16 protein-coding genes are annotated in these 19134 nt (G+C 63.3%); 7 read left to right on the plus strand and 9 right to left on the minus strand.

Annotation, left to right across the window (positions count from 1 at the left end):
• Nucleotides 1-32: 32 nt before the first annotated feature.
• The 4 genes from J0663_RS09730 (at nucleotide 33) to J0663_RS09745 (ending at nucleotide 4224) form a co-directional block, all read left to right on the plus strand.
• The gene (locus J0663_RS09730) at nucleotides 33-1511 is read left to right on the plus strand and encodes a TadA family conjugal transfer-associated ATPase (RefSeq protein ID WP_207244179.1); all 1479 of its coding nucleotides are present in this window, start codon (nucleotides 33-35) and stop codon (nucleotides 1509-1511) included.
• Nucleotides 1512-1516: 5 nt separating this feature from the next.
• Entirely contained in the window at nucleotides 1517-2524 is a 1008-nt protein-coding gene (locus tag J0663_RS09735) for a type II secretion system F family protein (RefSeq protein WP_207244180.1), read from the plus strand.
• Nucleotides 2525-2538: 14 nt separating this feature from the next.
• On the plus strand, nucleotides 2539-3525 hold the full coding sequence (locus J0663_RS09740) for a type II secretion system F family protein (protein WP_207244181.1): 987 nt from the start codon (nucleotides 2539-2541) through the stop codon (nucleotides 3523-3525).
• A 66-nt stretch (nucleotides 3526-3591) separates the two neighbouring features.
• Nucleotides 3592-4224 carry a LysE family translocator gene (locus tag J0663_RS09745; RefSeq protein WP_207244182.1) on the plus strand — a complete coding sequence of 211 codons (633 nt, stop codon included), beginning with the start codon at nucleotides 3592-3594 and terminating at the stop codon, nucleotides 4222-4224.
• A 29-nt stretch (nucleotides 4225-4253) separates the two neighbouring features.
• Here J0663_RS09745 and J0663_RS09750 read toward each other — a convergent pair whose 3' ends face one another.
• Nucleotides 4254-5093: a tetratricopeptide repeat protein gene (locus J0663_RS09750; RefSeq protein WP_207244183.1), complete on the minus strand. Its 840-nt coding sequence runs from the start codon at nucleotides 5091-5093 to the stop codon at nucleotides 4254-4256.
• A 142-nt stretch (nucleotides 5094-5235) separates the two neighbouring features.
• Between J0663_RS09750 and J0663_RS09755 the strand changes: the two genes are divergently transcribed.
• The 3 genes from J0663_RS09755 (at nucleotide 5236) to J0663_RS09765 (ending at nucleotide 8008) form a co-directional block, all read left to right on the plus strand.
• Entirely contained in the window at nucleotides 5236-6627 is a 1392-nt protein-coding gene (locus tag J0663_RS09755; protein WP_207244184.1) for a leucyl aminopeptidase family protein, read from the plus strand.
• Between the two features lie 161 nt (nucleotides 6628-6788).
• Nucleotides 6789-7139, plus strand: coding sequence for a MarR family transcriptional regulator (locus tag J0663_RS09760; RefSeq protein WP_207244185.1), 351 nt, complete (start codon nucleotides 6789-6791; stop codon nucleotides 7137-7139).
• Between the two features lie 11 nt (nucleotides 7140-7150).
• Nucleotides 7151-8008: a C40 family peptidase gene (locus J0663_RS09765; RefSeq protein WP_207244186.1), complete on the plus strand. Its 858-nt coding sequence runs from the start codon at nucleotides 7151-7153 to the stop codon at nucleotides 8006-8008.
• Here J0663_RS09765 and J0663_RS09770 read toward each other — a convergent pair.
• The 8 genes from J0663_RS09770 to J0663_RS09805 form a co-directional block, all read right to left on the minus strand.
• The gene (locus tag J0663_RS09770) at nucleotides 7998-9392 is read right to left on the minus strand and encodes an amidase (protein WP_207244470.1); all 1395 of its coding nucleotides are present in this window, start codon (nucleotides 9390-9392) and stop codon (nucleotides 7998-8000) included. The genes J0663_RS09765 and J0663_RS09770 overlap by 11 nt on opposite strands.
• 35 nt (nucleotides 9393-9427) lie before the next feature.
• Nucleotides 9428-10288 (minus strand): ABC transporter permease, encoded by an 861-nt coding sequence (locus J0663_RS09775; protein ID WP_207244187.1) that lies wholly within the window; start codon nucleotides 10286-10288, stop codon nucleotides 9428-9430.
• 2 nt (nucleotides 10289-10290) lie between these two features.
• The gene (locus J0663_RS09780) at nucleotides 10291-11238 is read right to left on the minus strand and encodes an ABC transporter permease (protein WP_207244188.1); all 948 of its coding nucleotides are present in this window, start codon (nucleotides 11236-11238) and stop codon (nucleotides 10291-10293) included.
• A gap of 393 nt (nucleotides 11239-11631) precedes the next feature.
• Nucleotides 11632-13158 (minus strand): ABC transporter substrate-binding protein, encoded by a 1527-nt coding sequence (locus J0663_RS09785; protein ID WP_207244189.1) that lies wholly within the window; start codon nucleotides 13156-13158, stop codon nucleotides 11632-11634.
• Nucleotides 13159-13307: 149 nt separating this feature from the next.
• Nucleotides 13308-14228, minus strand: coding sequence for a LysR family transcriptional regulator (locus tag J0663_RS09790; protein WP_207244190.1), 921 nt, complete (start codon nucleotides 14226-14228; stop codon nucleotides 13308-13310).
• Between the two features lie 56 nt (nucleotides 14229-14284).
• Nucleotides 14285-15280: a P1 family peptidase gene (locus J0663_RS09795; protein ID WP_207244191.1), complete on the minus strand. Its 996-nt coding sequence runs from the start codon at nucleotides 15278-15280 to the stop codon at nucleotides 14285-14287.
• Nucleotides 15281-15408: 128 nt separating this feature from the next.
• The gene (locus tag J0663_RS09800) at nucleotides 15409-15603 is read right to left on the minus strand and encodes a hypothetical protein (protein WP_064707634.1); all 195 of its coding nucleotides are present in this window, start codon (nucleotides 15601-15603) and stop codon (nucleotides 15409-15411) included.
• 519 nt (nucleotides 15604-16122) lie between these two features.
• A complete protein-coding gene (locus J0663_RS09805; protein ID WP_207244192.1) occupies nucleotides 16123-19062 on the minus strand; it encodes an aminotransferase in 2940 nt (979 codons plus the stop codon).
• Nucleotides 19063-19134: the final 72 nt, after the last annotated feature.

A 19134-nucleotide genomic window follows, 5' to 3' on the forward strand; every position in this document is an offset into this window, starting at 1 on the left:
ACGACCAGAACGAAGAGATTGGATTAAGCGGCATGTTTGGAAAACGCGGAAACGAAGGTTTCGGAAAGGCTGGGGGCGCGATCGCGCCACCGCCGCCGGCTCCGGCCGCCGCCGCGCCCGTGGCCTCCTCGCCCTCCATTTTGGTCGAACCTTCGCGCGAGCCACAGCGCCAGCAGGTGACGCCGCCGCCGATGCAGGCTCCGCCGCGCAAGCGGCCGGTTCGCACCGACGAATATTATGACACCAAACAGCAGGTGTTTTCCGCACTGATCGATACGATCGATCTCTCGCAGCTTTCCAAGCTCGACGGCGAAAGCGCGCGCGAGGAAATCCGCGACATCGTCAACGACATCATCACCATCAAGAATTTCGCGATGTCGATCTCCGAGCAGGAAGAGCTGCTCGAAGATATCTGCAACGACGTCCTTGGCTACGGCCCGCTGGAGCCGCTGCTGGCGCGCGACGATATCGCCGACATCATGGTCAACGGTGCCGGCCAGACCTTCATCGAAGTCGGTGGCAAGACGATCGAATCGGAAATCCGGTTTCGCGACAATGCACAGCTTCTCTCCATCTGTCAGCGCATTGTCAGCCAGGTCGGCCGCCGCGTCGACGAATCGAGCCCGATCTGCGACGCGCGCCTGCCCGACGGTTCGCGCGTCAACGTCATCGCGCCGCCGTTGTCGATAGACGGGCCGGCGCTGACCATCCGCAAGTTCAAGAAGGACAAGCTGACGCTCGATCAGCTCGTCCGTTTCGGCGCGATCACGCCGGAAGGCGCAACCGTGCTGCAGATCATCGGGCGCGTACGCTGCAACGTCATCATCTCCGGCGGCACGGGCTCGGGCAAAACGACCCTCCTGAACTGCCTCACCAACTATATCGACCGCGACGAGCGCGTCATCACCTGCGAGGACACTGCCGAACTGCAACTGCAGCAGCCTCATGTCGTGCGTTTGGAAACACGCCCGCCGAATATCGAGGGCGAGGGCGAGATCACCATGCGCGATCTCGTCAAGAACTGCCTGCGTATGCGCCCCGAACGCATCATCGTCGGCGAAGTGCGCGGACCTGAAGTCTTCGACCTCTTACAGGCGATGAACACCGGTCACGACGGCTCGATGGGCACGATCCACGCCAACACGCCGCGCGAATGCCTGAGCCGTATCGAATCGATGATCGCCATGGGCGGCTTCTCGCTGCCGGCAAAGACGGTGCGCGAGATCATCTCCACCTCGGTCGACGTCATCATCCAGGCGGCACGCCTGCGCGACGGCTCGCGCCGCATCACCCAGATCACCGAGGTGATCGGCATGGAAGGCGACGTCATCATCACCCAGGACCTGATGCGCTACGAGATCGAAGGCGAGGATGCAGGCGGCCGCCTGATCGGCCGGCACATGTCGACCGGCGTCGGCAAGCCGCATTTCTGGGATCGGGCTCGTTACTTCAACGAGGAAAAGCGCCTGGCCGCCGCCCTCGACGCGATGGAAGCGAAAACGAAGGAATAGGAGTGATGTTCGGGTTCGATCCGGTAGTCCTGGCAATCGTCGTCCTCGCTGCGGTCTCCGCGGCGGCGGTCGCCTATGCCCTGATGTTTTCCCGGATCGAGGCCGACAAGAAATCGGCAAGCCGCATCAACCGTGTCAAATCGGCCGAGGTCGACCGCGCCAAGGTCAAGGCTGCCCGCGACCGGGTGCAGGAACTGTCAAAGCGACGCAAGTCGGTGCAGGACAATCTGAAGGATCTGGAAAAGCGCCAGCACGAAAAGACCCGGAAGACCCTGTCGATGAAATCCCGGCTGGTGCAGGCCGGCCTGCCGATAAGCTTGGGAAGATTCTATCTCTTCAGTATCATCTTCGCCTCGGTGCTGCTGCTCGTGGCCTTCGTCCTCGGCGCATCGTGGATGGTGATGATCGGTGTTGCCGTCGTTGCCGGTCTCGGACTGCCGCGCTGGATCGTCGGCTTCCTCATCAAGCGCCGCCAGACCAAATTCCTCAACGAGCTCCCCAATGCGCTCGACGTCATCACCCGCTCGATCAAATCGGGTCTGCCGCTCAACGATGCGATCCGCCTGATCGCAACCGAAGGCACCGAGCCGGTCAAGAGCGAGTTCCGCCGGGTGATCGAGGCACAGCAGGTGGGCCTCAGCATTCCCGACGCCTGCGCCCGCATGACACTCCACATGCCGCTCCAGGAAGTCAATTTCTTCGCGATTGTCATCGCCATCCAGTCGCAGGCCGGTGGCAATCTGTCGGAAGCGATCGGCAACCTCTCCAAGGTTCTGCGCGAGCGCCGGAAGATGAAGGCCAAGGTTTCGGCGCTGTCGATGGAAGCCAAGGCGTCGGCCGTCATCATCGGCGCGCTGCCCTTTATTGTCGCGACCCTCGTCTACCTGACGTCACCGAACTACATGATGATCCTTTTTACCGATCCGCGCGGCCATTTCATCATGGGTGTCTCGGCGATCTGGATGTCGATCGGCATCTTTGTCATGCGCAACATGGTCAATTTTGACATCTAGCGGAAGGAAGCACCATGTCGCAGGACCTCGCCGCAACGCTGACCAACCCGAGCATGCTGATCGCCGTCTTCGTCGCGATCGCCGTCTTCGCCACATTTTACACGATCGCCATCCCCTTCTTCGAGCGCGGCGATCTCAACAAGCGAATGAAGGCCGTCTCGACCGAGCGGGAGCAGATCCGCGCCCGCGAACGCGCCCGCATGAATACGGAACCCGGCGCCGGCAAGGCGTCACTCCGCAACCAGAACAACCGCTCGGTCCGCCAGATCGTCGAGCGCTTCAACCTGCGCCAGGCGCTCGTCGACGAAAATACGGTCAACAAGCTGCGTGCTGCCGGTTTTCGCTCGGAGAACGCGCTGAATACCTTCCTCGTCGCGCGCTTCCTGCTGCCCTTTCTTTTCCTGGCGCTGGCCGCTTTCTGGGTCTTCGTCCTCGGCAACCTTGCCGAAAGGGGCATGCCCATCCGCCTCTTTGCCGTCATCGGCATCGGTTATCTCGGTTTTTACGCGCCGAACATCTATATCTCGAACCGCATGAGCAAGCGTCAGCACTCGATCAAACGCGCCTGGCCGGATGCGCTGGACCTGATGCTGATCTGCGTCGAATCCGGCATCTCGATCGAGGCGGCGATGCGCCGCGTCTCCGAAGAGCTCGGCGAGCAGTCGCCGCCGCTCGCCGAGGAAATGGTGCTGACCACGGCCGAGCTCTCTTTCCTGCCGGATCGCCGCGTGGCGCTCGAAAATCTTGCGACGCGCACGCAGATCGAACTGGTCCGCTCGGTGACCCAGGCGCTGATCCAGGCCGATCGTTACGGCACGCCGGTTGCGCAGGCGCTGCGCGTCCTCGCCCAGGAAGGACGCGACGAGCGCATGAACGAAGCGGAAAAGAAGGCCGCCGCGCTGCCGCCGAAACTGACGGTGCCGATGATCCTCTTTTTCCTGCCAGTGCTGATCGCCGTCATCCTCGGCCCGGCCGGCATCCAGGTGGCGGACAAGTTCTGACGGCTGCGCGTGACCGGGGCCGGCATTGCTGCTAAAGGGAAGGTTCAATCCCGAAGGAAGGTTGCGATGTCGTCTACGGGCATTTTCATCAGCATCATGGCAGCTCTGGTCGTCGGCGCGATGAGCCCCGGCCCGAGCTTCGTCGTCGTCTCCAGGATCGCCATTTCACGTTCCCGGCTGGACGGTTTTGCCGCCGCGCTCGGCATGGGCGCCGGCGGCGTCATTTTTGCCGTGCTGGCGCTGGCCGGCCTGACGGCGCTGCTATCGCAGTTCCAATGGCTCTATGTCCTGCTGAAGATCGCAGGCGGTGCCTATCTATTTTACATCGCCGTCAATATCTGGAGGGGCGCTGCTGAGCCGCTCGAGGTTTCCGATGAGGTCAATGACCGTCGCGCGCCGATGCGCAGCTTCATGACCGCCTTGCTCACTCAACTCAGCAATCCCAAGACCATCATCGTCTATGCCAGCCTCTTTGCCGCGCTTTTGCCGAGAACTGTACCTCTTGATCTGATCATCGCGCTGCCCTTCGGTGTCTTTGCCGTGGAGGCGGGGTGGTATTCGATCGTGGCGCTTGCCTTTTCGGCGCGCCACCCGCGGCGGCTCTATCTCCATGCCAAGACTTGGATCGACCGCACCGCCGGCGCCGTCATGGGCGGCCTTGGCCTTCGCCTCATTCTGTCGGGGCTCAGCACCCGCTGAAGCGGACAACATCAGCCTGGATCATTCGTTCAGTTGGTATTGCTGCCGTCCGCCGTGGCCGGCGTGTTGTCCTTGGCGGCGAGCTTCTGCCAGGAATTCTGCTGCGAGAGCATGCCTCTGAGATAGGCGACATTGGCATCGGCCTGTTGCGGCGAAAGTTCGCGCCGCGCGATTTGTTCGGCTTCCGGGAAGCGCCCCTGCAAGCCGACGACGAGGGCGAGATTCTGCCGCACGCGGCTGTCTGCGGTCGGCTGGCTGGCGGCGGAGCGCAAATAGGTTTCGGCGGTGCGCAGGTCGCCGGTCAGCACGTAGGACATGCCGAGGTTGGAAAGGATGGACGGCTCGTTCGGTTGAATGTCGAGCGCGTCGCGGTAGCGCTGCCTTGCCTCGCTTGCCTTGCCCATCTGGTCGAGGATCGCGCCTTCGGCCGAGATCAGCTTCCAGTCAGGACGATCCGGTGTCTGGGCGCGGCCGATCGTGTCGAGCGCCTGCTGGAACTGGCCGGCCGCCGCCTGCGCCTTGCCATAGGCCGCCAGCACGTTCCGGTCGGCGGGATTGGCGATCGCCACCTGCTGCATGACGGCGAGCGCCTGCGCGTCGCGCCCGTTCATGCGCAGCAGGTTGGCATAGCTGACGCCGGTGACGGGATCGCGCGGATTCTTTTCATAGGCCTGGCCGAGTCGGTCCGTTGCCGAGCGCAGCTCTGTGGCGTTCATCTCTTCGACCGGCTTGGTCAGTTTCGGCACCGAGCCTGTCGTCATTCGGTCCTTGGTCGTCGTCGAACAGCCGGCTAGCGCAAGGACGATCAGCGATGCTGCAGCGCCCTGCAGAATACGATTCGTGGATAGGGTGGTGAGCGAGGCAGGCATGACGCGTTCCTGGATTCGAAATCGGCGCCTGACCTCGAAGCGGAACAGGGAAAGGTTTTGACGCAATCTTCGCTCCAGCAATAGTCTGTTAACCCTAACAGACCGTTAAGGAACGATTCCTGACGAGCGCCGAAGGACAATCATGGCCCCCTATCAGTTCATCGAGAGACCGACCCCTTTCAACACGAAGGGCGGTTCGACACTGCCGATCTTCGCCGTCACGCCTGCCCATATCGAGACGGGCACGATCGAACCGATCGCACTCGATTGGGCGAAAAAAGCGGGCTTCAAGGCCGAAAGCGGGTCACTGCTGTTGATCCCCACGGCCGACGGCCATCTAGGGGGCGCGCTGTTCGGCCTCGGCACCAATCCGTCCGAACAGCCTTACATCACCGGCAAGCTCGCCCGCGCGCTGCCGGCCGGCGATTGGCACATCGAGACCGCGCCGTTGACGGCAAATCGCCTGGCCCTCGGCTTCGGGCTCGGCAGCTATCGTTTCGACCGCTACAAATCGGAAAAATCGCCGGCGGCGACGATGCTCATTCCGCGCGACGCCGACGGCGCCGATATCAAGCGCCAGCTCGCAGGCGTCTTTCTTGCCCGCGATCTCATCAATACGCCGACGAACGATATGGGGCCGGACCAGCTCGAGGCCGCCTTCCGCGGCCTTGCCGCCCATTACAAGGCGGAGGTATCGGTCGTGAAGGGCGACGAGCTGCTCCAGCAGAACTTCCCGCTCGTCCACACCGTCGGCCGCGCCAGCGCCGATGCGCCGCGCCTTCTTGAACTGCGCTGGGGCAAGAAAGGCCAGCGCAAGGTGACGCTCGTTGGCAAGGGCGTCTGCTTCGATACCGGCGGTCTCGACATCAAGCCTGCCGCCTCGATGCTCTTGATGAAGAAGGACATGGGCGGCGCGGCGAATGTCATGGGGCTGGCCCTGATGATCATGGACGCCAAGCTGAAGGTCGATCTGCGCGTCATCGTGCCCGTCGTCGAAAACGCCATCTCCTCCAATGCCTTCCGCCCCGGCGACATCTACCGCAGCCGCAAAGGCTTGACCGTCCAGATCGACAATACCGACGCCGAAGGTCGGCTGATCCTGGCTGATGCGCTTGCCTATGCCGACGAGGAGGAGCCCGAACTCCTGATCGACATGGCGACGCTGACGGGTGCAGCCCGCGTTGCCCTGGGTCCGGATCTCCCGCCCTTCTTCACCGACGATGCCAATCTTGCACATGATCTGACCGAAGCCAGCCTGGAAACGGACGATCCGATCTGGCGTCTGCCGCTCTACGCCGGCTATGAAAAAGACATCCGCACGAAATTCGCCGACCTGACCAATGCGCCGGCCGGCGGCATGGCGGGATCGATCACCGCCGCACTTTTCCTCAAGCGTTTCGTCGGCAAGGCCAAGAGCTGGGTGCATTTCGACATTTACGGTTGGGCCCAGTCCGAACGGCCGCATTCGCCGGGCGGCGGCGAAGCACAGGCGATCCGCGCGCTTTATCATCATATCCGCGGCAGCCTGCGCTGACCGATGCCAGCGAGGGCTCGCCGCCGGTTCACGGGTGGCGCTTCACTGTCGATCGTTAAAATTTTATTCACCCTGCCGGCCGGCAGTTCCCGCCACCTCTTGCATGTCCACGGCAACTGCCGGAAAATGAAACGCTAGCGTAACGATTTTCCGGAGGGGCCGTGCCGATCGAACTGACCGCTTCGCAGGCGCTGGGGCTCTGGCATGGCGTGGCGCTCGATCAGGTCCGCCATGACGACCGCGATTTGACATTGCGCCAGATGGCGATCCTGCTGCATATTTATCTGGTGCCGCCGCCCCATACCGTGCGCGGGCTTGCCGCCACCCTCAACGTCACCAAACCGGTCATCACCCGCGCCTTGGATACGATGGGGGAGATGGGCCTAGTCGACCGCGTGCGCGACGATGCCGACCGGCGCAATGTGGTCATCAAGCGGACCGTCGGCGGCGCGCTTTATCTGGAAAAGCTCGGCGATCTCGTCCGGGACCAGGGCCGCCGGCTGCCGATCTGAAAGGAGCGCAAATGACGATGCTCGACCGCCGCCTGCACGCCTATAGGCCGGATCTCGCGGAAGCGGAGCTCGAAGGCAAGGTGGAGGCGTCGCGCTTTGTGGAAGGTGTCCCGGCGCGGGTTTCCGTACCGGTCGTCGCCCTGCGCCCTGCGCCCGAGCTTGCCCGCGGAATCGATACCGAACTGCTCCTCGGCGAGGCAGTGACGGTTTTCGATCGCGCCGACGGCTGGTGCTGGGTGAAAGCGGCTTCGGACGGTTATGTTGGTTATCTTCCCGCCGAGGCGCTTTCTGAAGGCAGGCCTGCGCCGACCCATATCGTCACCGTGCCGCGCACCTTCCTCTATCCGGAACCGGAACTGCGCAAACCCCACCGCGCCATCCTGTCGATGGGAAGCCGCATCCATGTCGCCGGCGAGGCGGAAACGCGCGGCAATCATTATCTCGTGCTTGAGGACGGAACGGCGATCTTTGCCCGCCACGTCCAGCCGATCGGCGCGCTCGACGGCGGCGATTACGTCGATATTGCCGCCCGTTTCCTGGAGACGCCTTATCTCTGGGGCGGGCGTTCCGGCCTCGGCATCGATTGCTCCGGCCTCGTCCAGCTGGCGATGCTGATGGTCGGCAGGCAAGCGCCGCGCGATACCGACATGCAGGCTACCGGTCTCGGCCAGCCGATTGAGCGCTCCGAAATCCGCCGCGGCGACCTCGCCTTCTGGAAGGGGCACGTCGCCGTGTTCGAGGATGGGGAAACAATCCTCCATGCCAACGGTCACAGCATGACGGTGGCGCGCGAGAATTTCGAGGCTGCCGTCGACCGCATCGGGCGGCTCTATGAGCAGCCGACCGGCTATCGCCGCGTTATGCTGTGACCGGCGGTCGCGGCCAGGATCTGACGCCGCCGGTCCGAGCCTCGAAGGCTTTCGACAGCCTCAGCACCCTGAGATCGTCGAAACGCGGTCCGACGATCTGCAGGCCGATCGGCATGCCCGACCGGGAGAAGCCGCAATTGATCGAGGCGGCCGGCTGCTCCGACATGTTCCATGGCACCGTGAAAGCGATATGCTCGAAGGGCAGGGTCGGATCGTTGGTCGGCGATGCCCATTCGGCCGGATAGGAGATAATCGGATTGGTCGGCGAAAGCAGGGCGTCGATCCCGGTAAAGAGGCGGCCGCAGCTCTTCCTCATCTCGATCGTCTGGTTGAACCCCCTGACCGCGTCGGCGCCGCTGACGGCCGCGCCGCCCTTCGCCCAATCCCCTATATAGGGCAGGATGCTATCGCGCCTGTTGTCGTCGAGTTCTGCGAGGTCGGCCCAGAGGCGGGACCGCCAGAATTTGTCCAGGCCATCAAGCATGGCGCGCGTCAGTACCGGTTCGGCCGAAACAATGGCCGCCCCGGCCTGTTCGAACTGCTTTGCCGCTGCTTCCACTGCAACGCTGATCTCGTCATCCACCGCAAGGCCGCAGCCGGCATCAAGCATCAATCCGATCCTCATGCCCGACATGTCGATATTGAGATCCATCCAATCGAGATCGTTCGGCGGCAGGCTGGTGCCGTCGCGCCAGTCGGGCCTTGACAGGGTCGCCATCGAAAAGGCCGCATCCTCGACCGTGCGCGTCATCGGGCCGACGCAGCGCCCGACATAATAGGGATCGGCGGGAACGCGCCCGTGGCTCGGCTTGAAGCCGAAGATGCCGGTCCAGCCGGCCGGAAGCCGCACCGAGCCGCCGATGTCGGTGCCGATATGCAGCGGTCCATAGCCGGCCGCTGCCGCTGCGGCAGCGCCGGCGCTCGATCCGCCGGGATTCTGCGTCCTGTCCCAGGGATTGCGACTGAGAGGATGAAAGCTCGACAGCCCGGAGGAAAGCATGCCGTAATCCGGGCAGGTGGTCTTGGCGAAGATCACCGCGCCGTCCTCCCGCAGCCGCGCGGCCGCCGGCGCGTCGGCCTCGGCGGCTTTGAGCTCCACCGCCCTGGTACCGAGCGGCACTGGCTGGCCTTTCGTTGCGATCAGCTCTTTCAGCGTGACCGGGATGCCGTCGAGCGCACCGAGCGTTTGCCCCTTCGCCCAGCGCTCCGTCGAAGCTTTCGCCTGCGCGCGCGCCGCTTCCGGATCGTAGAGGTAGAGTGCGGAAATCGACGGCTCCCAGGCGGCGATATGGTCTTCGAGGGAGAGCCAGTATTCGAGCGGGGAGAGACTTTTATCGGCAAAGCGCCGTCTGAGCTCGCGGATGGTAAGGTCGGTTTCGGCCATGGCACGGATCTTCGGCGGTTGGTTTCGGGAGGACATCAGCGGCTCGCCTCGCGCGGGTCGAGAAGATCGCGCAACCCGTCGCCCAGCATGTTGAAGCCGAGGACGGTCAGCGCGATGGCAAGGCCGGGGAGGATCGCCAGCCAGGGGGCGAGCGCCAGATAGGTCTGCGCATCGGCAAGCATCCTTCCCCAAGTCGGCGCCGGCGGCGCCATGCCGAGCCCGAGAAAGCTGAGGCCCGCTTCGGTCAGGATCGCCAGCCCCAGCTGGATCGCCCCGTGTACAATGATCTGGCTGATGATATTCGGCAGCACATGGCGCAGTGAAATGGTCAGGCGCGTATTGCCGATCGCCCGCGCCGCCGTCACATAGTCGCGGCTCCAGGCCTGCAGCGCCGTTGCCAGCGTCACCCGGGCAAAGACCGGAATCATGAAGACGGCAATCGCGGCAATCGCGGTCAGTCGGCCGGGCCCGAGAAAGGCGCCGAGCATCATCGCCGACAGGATCGGCGGCAGGGCGAAGACGACGTCGCAGATGCGCATCAGCAGCGTTTCGAAGGGACCGCGGATCGCCGCCGCCGAAATGCCGGCGATCGAACCGAGCGATCCGCCGATCACGACCGACGTGATGGCGATCGACAGCGAGTTCCAGCAGCCTGCCATCAGCATCGAAAGCACGTCACGGCCGAACTGATCGGTGCCGAGCAGACCGAAGGCGAGAGGCGGCTGGAGCTTATGCACGATCTGCATTTTTGCCGGCGGCAGCGGCGTCCAGATGAGCGACAGCAGTGCGATGGCAACGAGCAGGCCGATGATCGCAGCTCCGGAAACAAGATTTATTCGCCGACTAAGTTTAAACCGCCGATGGCCGGCGATGGCGGTGGATGAGAACGAGGCCATCGTCAAGTCGTCCTTCTCATCCTGGGATCGATCGCGAGATAGGAAAGATCGACAATGAAATTGATCACGATGACGAGGGCTGCGAAGAACAGCACGACATCCTGCATCACGATAATATCGCGCTGGGAGAGCGCTTGAACGGCGAGCCGCCCGAGACCGGGCAGGTTGAAGACGTTTTCCACCAGCACCGCGCCGGCGACGAGAAAGGTGAACTGCAGCCCGATCATCGTCAGGATCGGGATCAGCGCATTCGGCACGATATGCCGCCACAGCACCGCATGACGAGACAGCCCCTTGGCTACCGCCGTGCGGGCAAAATCCTCATGCATCGTGTCGAGCACCGCCGAACGTGCGACACGCGTCAACACACCCGCCTGCGGCATTGCCAGCGCGACGGCCGGCATAACAAGCGCCTGTAATGCTTGTAGAATACCGGCGCTCCAGCCCGGGAAGCCGCCGGCCGGCATCAGCCCGAGCATCGTCGAAAACAGGATGATGAGGAGCAGGGCCACCCAGAAGGCCGGCACGGCGATGCTGATCTGCGAAAACAACGTTGCGATGACGTCGAAGATGCCGCCGCGGCGGGAAGCGGCCAGCACGCCGAGCGGCAAGGCGATCGCCACCGAAAGCGCGATCGCCATCAGCGCCAGCGGCAGCGTCACCGCCAGCCGCTCCACGATCAGTCCGGCAACCGGAACGCCATAGGTGTAGGATTGGCCGAGATTCCCCGACAGGACGCCAGCCAGCCATCGCCCGTAACGCAGGATGAGCGGCTGGTCGAGGCCGAGCTCATGCCGAAGCGCCGCCAGCGTTTCCGGGCTTGCCGAGGTGCCGAGCATGATCGAAGCGGGATCGCCCGGCAGGAGATCCATGACCGCGAAGATCAGCAGCGAGACGATGAAAAGTGTGAGGAGCAGGCCGATGAAGTGGCGGGCGAGGAGGGTGATCATATTGGGTCGAACACGGCGGCAACCGAACGCGGAACGCCCCCTTTGCCCTCACACGGAGCACCCGACGCGCCGGCGGCGAGTTTGGCGAGAACGACAACCCCACTCTCCGTCATCCCAGGCCTTGAGCCTGGGATCCATGCCACGGATGTTGATGGATGTGGTCTGGATGCTCGGGTCAAGCCCGAGCATGACGGAGTGTGGGGTTGGCGGGAGGAGGCAATCAGGGCGCAGATGCCCATGTCAGAAATACCATCCGCCAGCGAAACCAGACAATGCCGGCTGGGATTGACCTCGCCTGGTGAGGGAGGGAGAGGGCTGCGTGCCATATCGGCCAAATACATGTCGGATCTCTCCAAGGCCATCACCTCATCGCATCCCTACCGAGCCTACCGCTCATTCCTCCCAGTAAACGCCCGAGAGCACGTTGGAAGGAATCGGCTCGTTCTCCCACAGCCCCTTCAGCCCTTTGTCCCAGACGCCGAGTTTCGGCATGACGAAAAGGTAGAGCGCCGGCACGTCTACGGCGAGGATCTTTTGTGCCTCGCCATAGATCGCATTCTGCGCCACAGGATCGGCCGTCTCCTGGACCTTCTTCATCAGCGCGTCGAAGGCCGGGTTCTTATAATTGAAATAGTAGGGATCGCGCGCATAGATGTCGATGTCGAGCGGTTCGGCATGGGCGACGATCGTCATGTCGAAGTTGCGATCCTTCATGACGTCCTGCACCCATTTCGCCGGAAACTCCGTCGGCTCGATGTTCATCGTCACGCCGACCTCGGCAAACATCGCCTGCATCACCTGGGCACTGCGCGGCGCATAAGCCATCTGCGGCGATTTGATCGTGAAGGTGAAGCCGTTGGGGTAACCGGCCTCGGTAAGCAGTGCCTTCGCCTTCTCGACGTCGTAGGGCAGCACGCCGGTCATATCCTGATAGCCTGGATCGTTCGGCGTATAATGGCTGCCGATCGGCGTACCGAGACCGGACCATGCGCCTTCGATCACGGTCTTGCGGTCGATCGCCATCATCAGCGCCTGGCGGACGCGTTTGTCGTCGAAGGGCTTCCTGGCATTGTTCATGCCGGCGACGACCTTGAGCTCGGTATTGCCAACCCTGGTGATAAGCCTGGTGTCACCGTCGAAGGAACTCATCAGCTCGGGTGCGGCAAATTCCGGAAAGGCATCGAGGTCGCCGGATTTCAGCGCCGCCGCCTGCGCCTGCGGATCGGCGATGAAGCGGAAGGTCACCTTGTCGAGCTTGGCGGCCGCATCCTTGTCCCAGTAGTCGTCATTCCTGGCGAGTTCGACCCTGTCGCCCTTCGCCCAGCTGGCGAATTTGAAGGGGCCGGTGCCAATTGGCGTCACCTTGTCGTCGGCGGCCGTCTTCGGCCCGACCATCACCGAGGCCGGCCACCCTAGCCAGTAGATCAGGCTGCCGGTCGGCGCCGAGAGATGCAGCACCAGGGTTTCGGCATCGGGCGTATCGATCGAGGCGATCGAGGCGAAGAAGCGCTTCTGCGGATTGACCGAATCCGCGCCGCGGGCGCGGTCGAGCGAAAACTTGGCGCTCGCGGCATCGAAGGCCTCGCCGTCGTGGAATTTGACGCCGGTCTGCAGCTTGAACGTATAGGTCAGGCCATCGGGAGAGATCTCCCAGCTTTTCGCCAGTTGCGGCTGGACCTTGCCGGCCTGGTCGATCGTCACCAGCCCCTCGAACACATTCTGCCAGGTCACCTGGCCGATCGCGACCGGTGCCGCGATCGTGGGGTCGAGGCCGGCCGGCTCGACGCTCATGCCGAGGGTGAGGGTGGTCTTGGCCGCTTCCGCCGGCGTCATGATCGTCATCACCAGACCGGCCGCAAGCACGGCAGCGAGGGAAAGCCGCCTGATGAAACGCGAAGGCGCAAACGAAAGCTTGTTCATCATGGTTCCCTTATCTGGCCGTGCGTCGATGACGAAGGCCTTTGCGAATAGATTGCACCATAGCAGTGCACACACAATGACGATTTTGTGTGCTCGGTGTAGCCGAAAAAGCTACACCTGAAATTTGCGGGCAATGCAAGCTTGAAGCGTCAGTCTTTGGTCCCGGCTCGGCCGTTCGTGCGCTCGCGCATGAACCTCTCGATGAAGTCGAGCAGTTTCGTCGCCGCAAAGGACAGCTGCCGGTCCGGCGCGACGCAGAGATCGACATGGGTGCGGATGCCGGTCTTGCCGGCAATCGGAATGGCCAGGAGCTGGCCCGCTTCGATTTCGCGGCGGACGGTCAGCGCCGGCAGCAGCGTCGCCGCAGTCCCGCTGAGCACCAGTTCCTTCAGCATTTCGAGCGAACTGGTGACGAAGACGGGATCGAGGCTGAGCCCCACCTTCTCGAACAGCGCATCGAAGGCCTGGCGGAAACCGAAGGATTGATCCGGCAGCGCCAATGGGTAATCGGCGAGTTCCCGGATGGGGATTTCGGCAAGGGCCGCCGCCGGATGCTGCGGTGTGACAATGAAATCATAGGCGATCTCGGAGCGCAGCCGCACCTTGGTGCCCGATATGACGGGCGCAAACAGCGTCACCGCAATATCGGCTTCGGCGCTGTTGACGGCATCGACCGCTTGGCGCGCGCTGGTGATCGTCACGGTGAAACGCAGCTGCGGATATTTCAGGCTGAATTCGGCAAGCGCCGGCGCCAGGAGATTGGCGACGGTGGCGCCATTGGCATAGATGCTGACACGGCCGCGCTGCAGTCCCTTCAGGTCTTCGATCAGCTGCTGCACGTGATCGAGTTCGCGCAGCGTCCGGCCGGCGCGCGCAGCGAGAAGCTCGCCGGCCGCCGTCAGCTTGACGCCGCGGGCGCTGCGTTCGACCAGCGGCGCGCCGAAATGATATTCGAGGTTCTCGATCTGCCGGCTGATCGCCGTCGGCGCGACATTGAGGTTCTCGGCCGCCTGGCGCATGGAATTGGTCCTGACCAGCTCGTCGAAATACATCAGCGCCCGGATCTGCATTCACGTCTCTCCGCCATTCGGCCTATTCGACCTGTCCGGCTTTTGACCCTATCCAATCAATCGGCGTTCGGGTAGCGGTCGCGCCAGGCCTTTTGCGCGCCCTCGACCGGCAAAGCGGTTGCCGCGTGGACACCACGGGCGATCGCCCGCGCCATGACGATCGCGGCGAGGTGGCAAAGCTCCATCAGGCTGGCCATGTCGTCCCTGGCATGCTTGGCCGTCGACGCGGCAAAGACGGTATCGCCGTCGAGCGGCAGATGCGCCGGCAGCAGCGCCCGGGCAAAGCCGTCATGGCCGGCCAGCGAAAGCCGGTGTGCCTCGGCCTTCGTCAGCTGCGCGTCGGTGACGACGGCGCCTATCGTCGTCGCCGGCGTGTTCATGCCCTTGAGCCGCATCCTGTGATCGGCCACCGCAGGCATGCCGAGCCCGCCGAATTCGCCGTCTTGCTCGAAAGGTGCCGCCCAGAAATGCGGCCCGTCGCCGATCGTTGCCGAGCCCAGCGCATTGACCGCGACAATGGCTGCGACGCGATGCCCGGCGCTGCTGACGGCGCTGGCCGAGCCGAGCCCACCCTTGAAAGTGGCCGTCGTCGCCCCGGTACCGGCGCCTGCGGTGCCGAGCGCGAATGTGCCCTTGGCGGCTGCTTTCAACGCCTGATAGCCCATGTCGCGATAGGGCGCGTGCAGCCCCCAATCCTTGTCGCCACCATTCAGCAGGTCCATCAGGATCGCCTGTGGGACGATCGGGATGCGCACCGGCCCGACGGCAAAGCCACGGCCGATCTCACGCAGCCCCGCCTGCACGCCGCCGGCGGCATCGAGCCCGAAGGCCGAGCCGCCGGAGAGCACGAAGGCGTCGACGGTGCTGACGGTCATCGACGGGTCGAGCAGGCTGGTGTCGCGCCCGCCCGGCGCGCCGCCGAGCACCGTGCCGGAGGCGACGGCCGGTTCGTCGAAGACGATGACGGTGACGCCGGAGCCGAGCACGAGATCGGTCGCATGGCCGACGGAAGCACCTTCGATGTCGGTGATGAGGTTGAGAAGATCGGGCAAGGGCGCGTCCTTATACGAAAAGGCGGCCGATAGGACTGCAATTGCCCTCAAAAAACAAGACCGGCCCCATGGGACGGGACCGGTCGGACATCGGGAAAGCCGCGAAAACACGCGGCGAGCTCATGCCGTCAGGCATGGATCGGCTTCGGATGACGGCGGGTCATCAGGTCGTGGATGGCCAGCCGGACCTCATCCGGCGAGCCGAAACGCTGCTCGTCGAGGTCGTGGACGTGGAATTTGACGGCGATGAACTTCAGCCGGTCTTCGTCGGGGATGACGATGCCGACGGGAACGCCTGCATATTCGATAACTTGTTTCTTCATAGATAGAACTCCTGCCGCGCGGCATGCGCAGCCATGGCGAATTGACTTGTCTGGTACCGTTAAAAGGAGGACGAACGTCACATTCGACAGTTCGGGCGGGAGAGGGCGCCCGGACGGTCATTGCCAAGCACAGATCGCCCAAGGAGAGTGGCGAGAATATCGATGTCTGTCATGTCTCGTTCCTTTCGTTGGCGTTGTGCTTGAGGGTCCCGGAAGAACCGGGGCCGGTGATGGCTGCCTTCAATATCTACTAACTTAGTAGAGATTATCCGATAGCCTGTCGGAAACATATTCCGAAACGTGTCAAAATATCGACGATCCGAAAAAATTCATTCCATCTCTGTCCGAACTTACAGAAAGAAACATATCAGCTCTTCTTAAAATTCGCATGACAGATTCGAACCTCGTCGATCGCCGCAGCAGAGATAGGAAGCCTCGCTGTCTCCGGCAATGGCCGCCGGCGGTAAAAATCGGAATGCCTCGAAATGACCGATTTGGTTAATGCAGGAAAGTCTTGGCTTACCAGCCTTCGTCCAGCACCTTTTCCAGCATGTCCGCAAAGAAATCCGCGCTTTCGATGCTGAGGCAAAGCGGCGGCTTGATCTTCAGCACATTTTGGTGATCACCGGTCGGCTGCATGATGATACCGAGATCGAGAAGCCGGTCGCAGATCGCCGCCGTCTCTTCCGTCGCCGGCTTCAGCGTCGTTCTGTCGCGGACGAATTCCAGGCCGAGATAGAGACCCATGCCGTGTACGGCGCCGGCGATCGGGTGCCGGTCGATCAGTGCGGCAAGCCGCGCCTTCAGATGGTCGCCGACCGTCCGGGCATTTTCCTGCAGCTTCTCCTCGGCCATGATATCGAGCACCGTCAAGCCGGCGACGCAGCTGACCGGGCTGCCGCCGGTGGAAGAGAAGAAGGGCCCCTCCTTCTCCAGCGACTGCGCAATCTCCCGTCTGGTGATGACCGCGCCGAGCGGGTGGCCGTTACCGATGCCCTTGGCGATGGTGATGATATCGGGCACGACCCCTTGCTGTTCGAAGCCCCAGAAATAATGGCCGAGTCTGGCATAGCCGACCTGCACCTCGTCGGCGATGCAGAGCCCGCCGCGGGCGCGCACCTCGGCATAGATCTCCTTGAGGTAACCTTCCGGCAACGGAATGCCGCCGGCATTGCCGTAGACCGATTCGCCGATGAAGCCGGCCAGGCCTTCGCCGCTGGCGTCGATCGTTTCCAGCATCGGCGTGACGGCGCTGAGATAATGCGCCGCCGTGTCGGTCCCGCGAAACGCGCCGCGATAGGTATTCGGTGAAACGACCGCATGCACCCAATCCGGTCGGGTGGTCGGCGCCAGCGGATTGTCGGCGATGGACGTGGAGACGGCGTCGCTCGCCGCCGTCCAGCCATGATAGGCTTCGAGCAGGCAGAGGATGTGGCGCGCGCCGCTATGGGCTTGCGCCAGCCGAATCGCCAGATCGTTGGCCTCTGAGCCGCTGTTGACGAGGAAGACGGCGTCAAGTCCGTCCGGCGCGAGCGCCGCGAGACGTTCGGAATATTCCGCGATCGCCGCATAGTGGAATCGTGAATTCGTATTGAGCCGCAGCCATTGGGCGCTGATCGCCGCCGCCAGCCTAGGATGGCCGTGGCCAAGAAGCGTGACATTGTTGACCATGTCGAGATAGGCTCGGCCCTCGACATCGAACAGATGCTCCCTCCAGCCGCGCTCGATCTGCGGCGGCGTGGCATAATAGTTCTTTTGCGCACCTGCGAGATGGGTCTGCCGCCTGACGAAGAGCTCGGCTGTGTCCGGTCGCGGCGCATCCGCTCCTGGGCCGAGAAGGGGCGAAGGCGAAGGGCAGAGCACCGACCAGGCCGCCGCCTCGCGCGGCGTTGCAAACAGCGGTGGTTCGAGGCCGGCGACGCTGCAGAGCTGGAGGCGCAGCCCGCCAAGCGACGACGCCTCGCCGAAAACCGAACCGAGCCGATCGCCGGCGGCAAGCACGGCGCCATCCTCGACCCCGCCCTCGATCAAAGGGTCGAGCCCGTCGAGATGCAGCGTCATGCTGTCGTCGCTGAGGGTCAGATGCTGGTCCTTCCAGCCGATGCGCCCCGCAAAGGGCGCGGCGATTGCGCTTCCTGCGGCAAGGCATATGTCGACATGCAGGGCGAAGGTCGCCTGTCCCGCGCTATTTCCGAGCGCCGCGCGGGAAAGCCGATATTCACCATAGCGCGTCGCCGCCGTGCCGGTTTCGGTTGCCGCTCGGGCAAGCAGCCGCCAGTCCATATCGGCAGTGAGCCAGTTGCCGGCGGAAAAATGTGGGCTTCGCACGCCAAGGTCGACATAGGCGATCGCGGCGGGATCGATGTCGGGCAGCAAGGGCAGCCATCCGGATGCCGGCGGGGCGGCGACATCTGCGCCGGCCGCCTTGAGGATCGCGGCTTCCATGAGTTCGAACGGAACCGACATCGCCGTATCGAAGATTCGCCGCTCGTGAGCGAGATTGCCGCGGACATATTCGTTGTCCGGATCGATTGAAATCTGCTGCTCGCTGCTTGCGACGAGGATGACTGCGCGGGCGACGATCAACGGCCAGAGCGCCCTCAGCTCGTCGCCGCTCAACGGATAGATTGCTTGATAGGCGGTGACGGCAGGCAGGATATGAAAGGGATCGCCATTCGCTTGATGCAGCAGCGAAGCGCATGTGACGGCAAGGTCTCCGACCAGCCAGCCGCGGATGATGTCGCCGAAATCGATCACCCCGTCGGGGATCGTGTGGCCACGGGCGTCGCGATGGCCGACGACATTGTCGCCGGTGACGTCGTGATGTACGGCCTGGAGCCGGAGCGACGGCGCCAAGGGCTGGATGCGGCGAACGGCCATCACCATGGTTTTGGCGATCCGGTCGCGGGCAGCGCTGTCGGTGATGGCGGAAAGCAGCTGCACGGCGACAGGACCGGCGCGTCTCAAATCCCATTGCAGGCTGCGGTCGAGGCCCGGATGGTCGAAATCGGCAAGCGCCTGTGCCAGCCTCGCGCAGAGCGCGCCAAGCGCAGCGATGGAAGCCGGCGCCAGATATTTTTTCTCCGCCAGCCCCTGGCCTTCCAGAAAATCCAGCAGCCGGACCTGGTAGCCCCGCCCGCGAACGGTAAGGACGACGATCTCCCGCCCGTCATTCGTGGCGATCACGTTCGGAACGCGTGGCGCATCCTGCCGGTTCTTGAGGTGGCGAAGCGCCGCATTCTGCGCTTCGATCTCGGGAGTCCCATAGACGGCATGGCAGATCTTCAGGACGTATCGACCGCGATCGCTGTCGACGCGGTAGTTCCGATCCTGCTGGCTGCCGAGTTCGGCGAGCGTGCCGGATAGGCCGTAATGGGCAAGAAGGATTTCTTCCGCGTCCGCGACGGTGACGTCGGGACGCGGCAGCGCCATGCGATCAACAAGCGCCTCGTCGGTCATGACACCCCTCCCGCAGCATGATTCGATTACCTTTGAGCGAGATAATCAAATACTTGCCGCTGGCAGGCAACG

The sequence above is a fragment of the Rhizobium lentis genome, assembly GCF_017352135.1.
Classification (GTDB): domain Bacteria; phylum Pseudomonadota; class Alphaproteobacteria; order Rhizobiales; family Rhizobiaceae; genus Rhizobium; species Rhizobium lentis.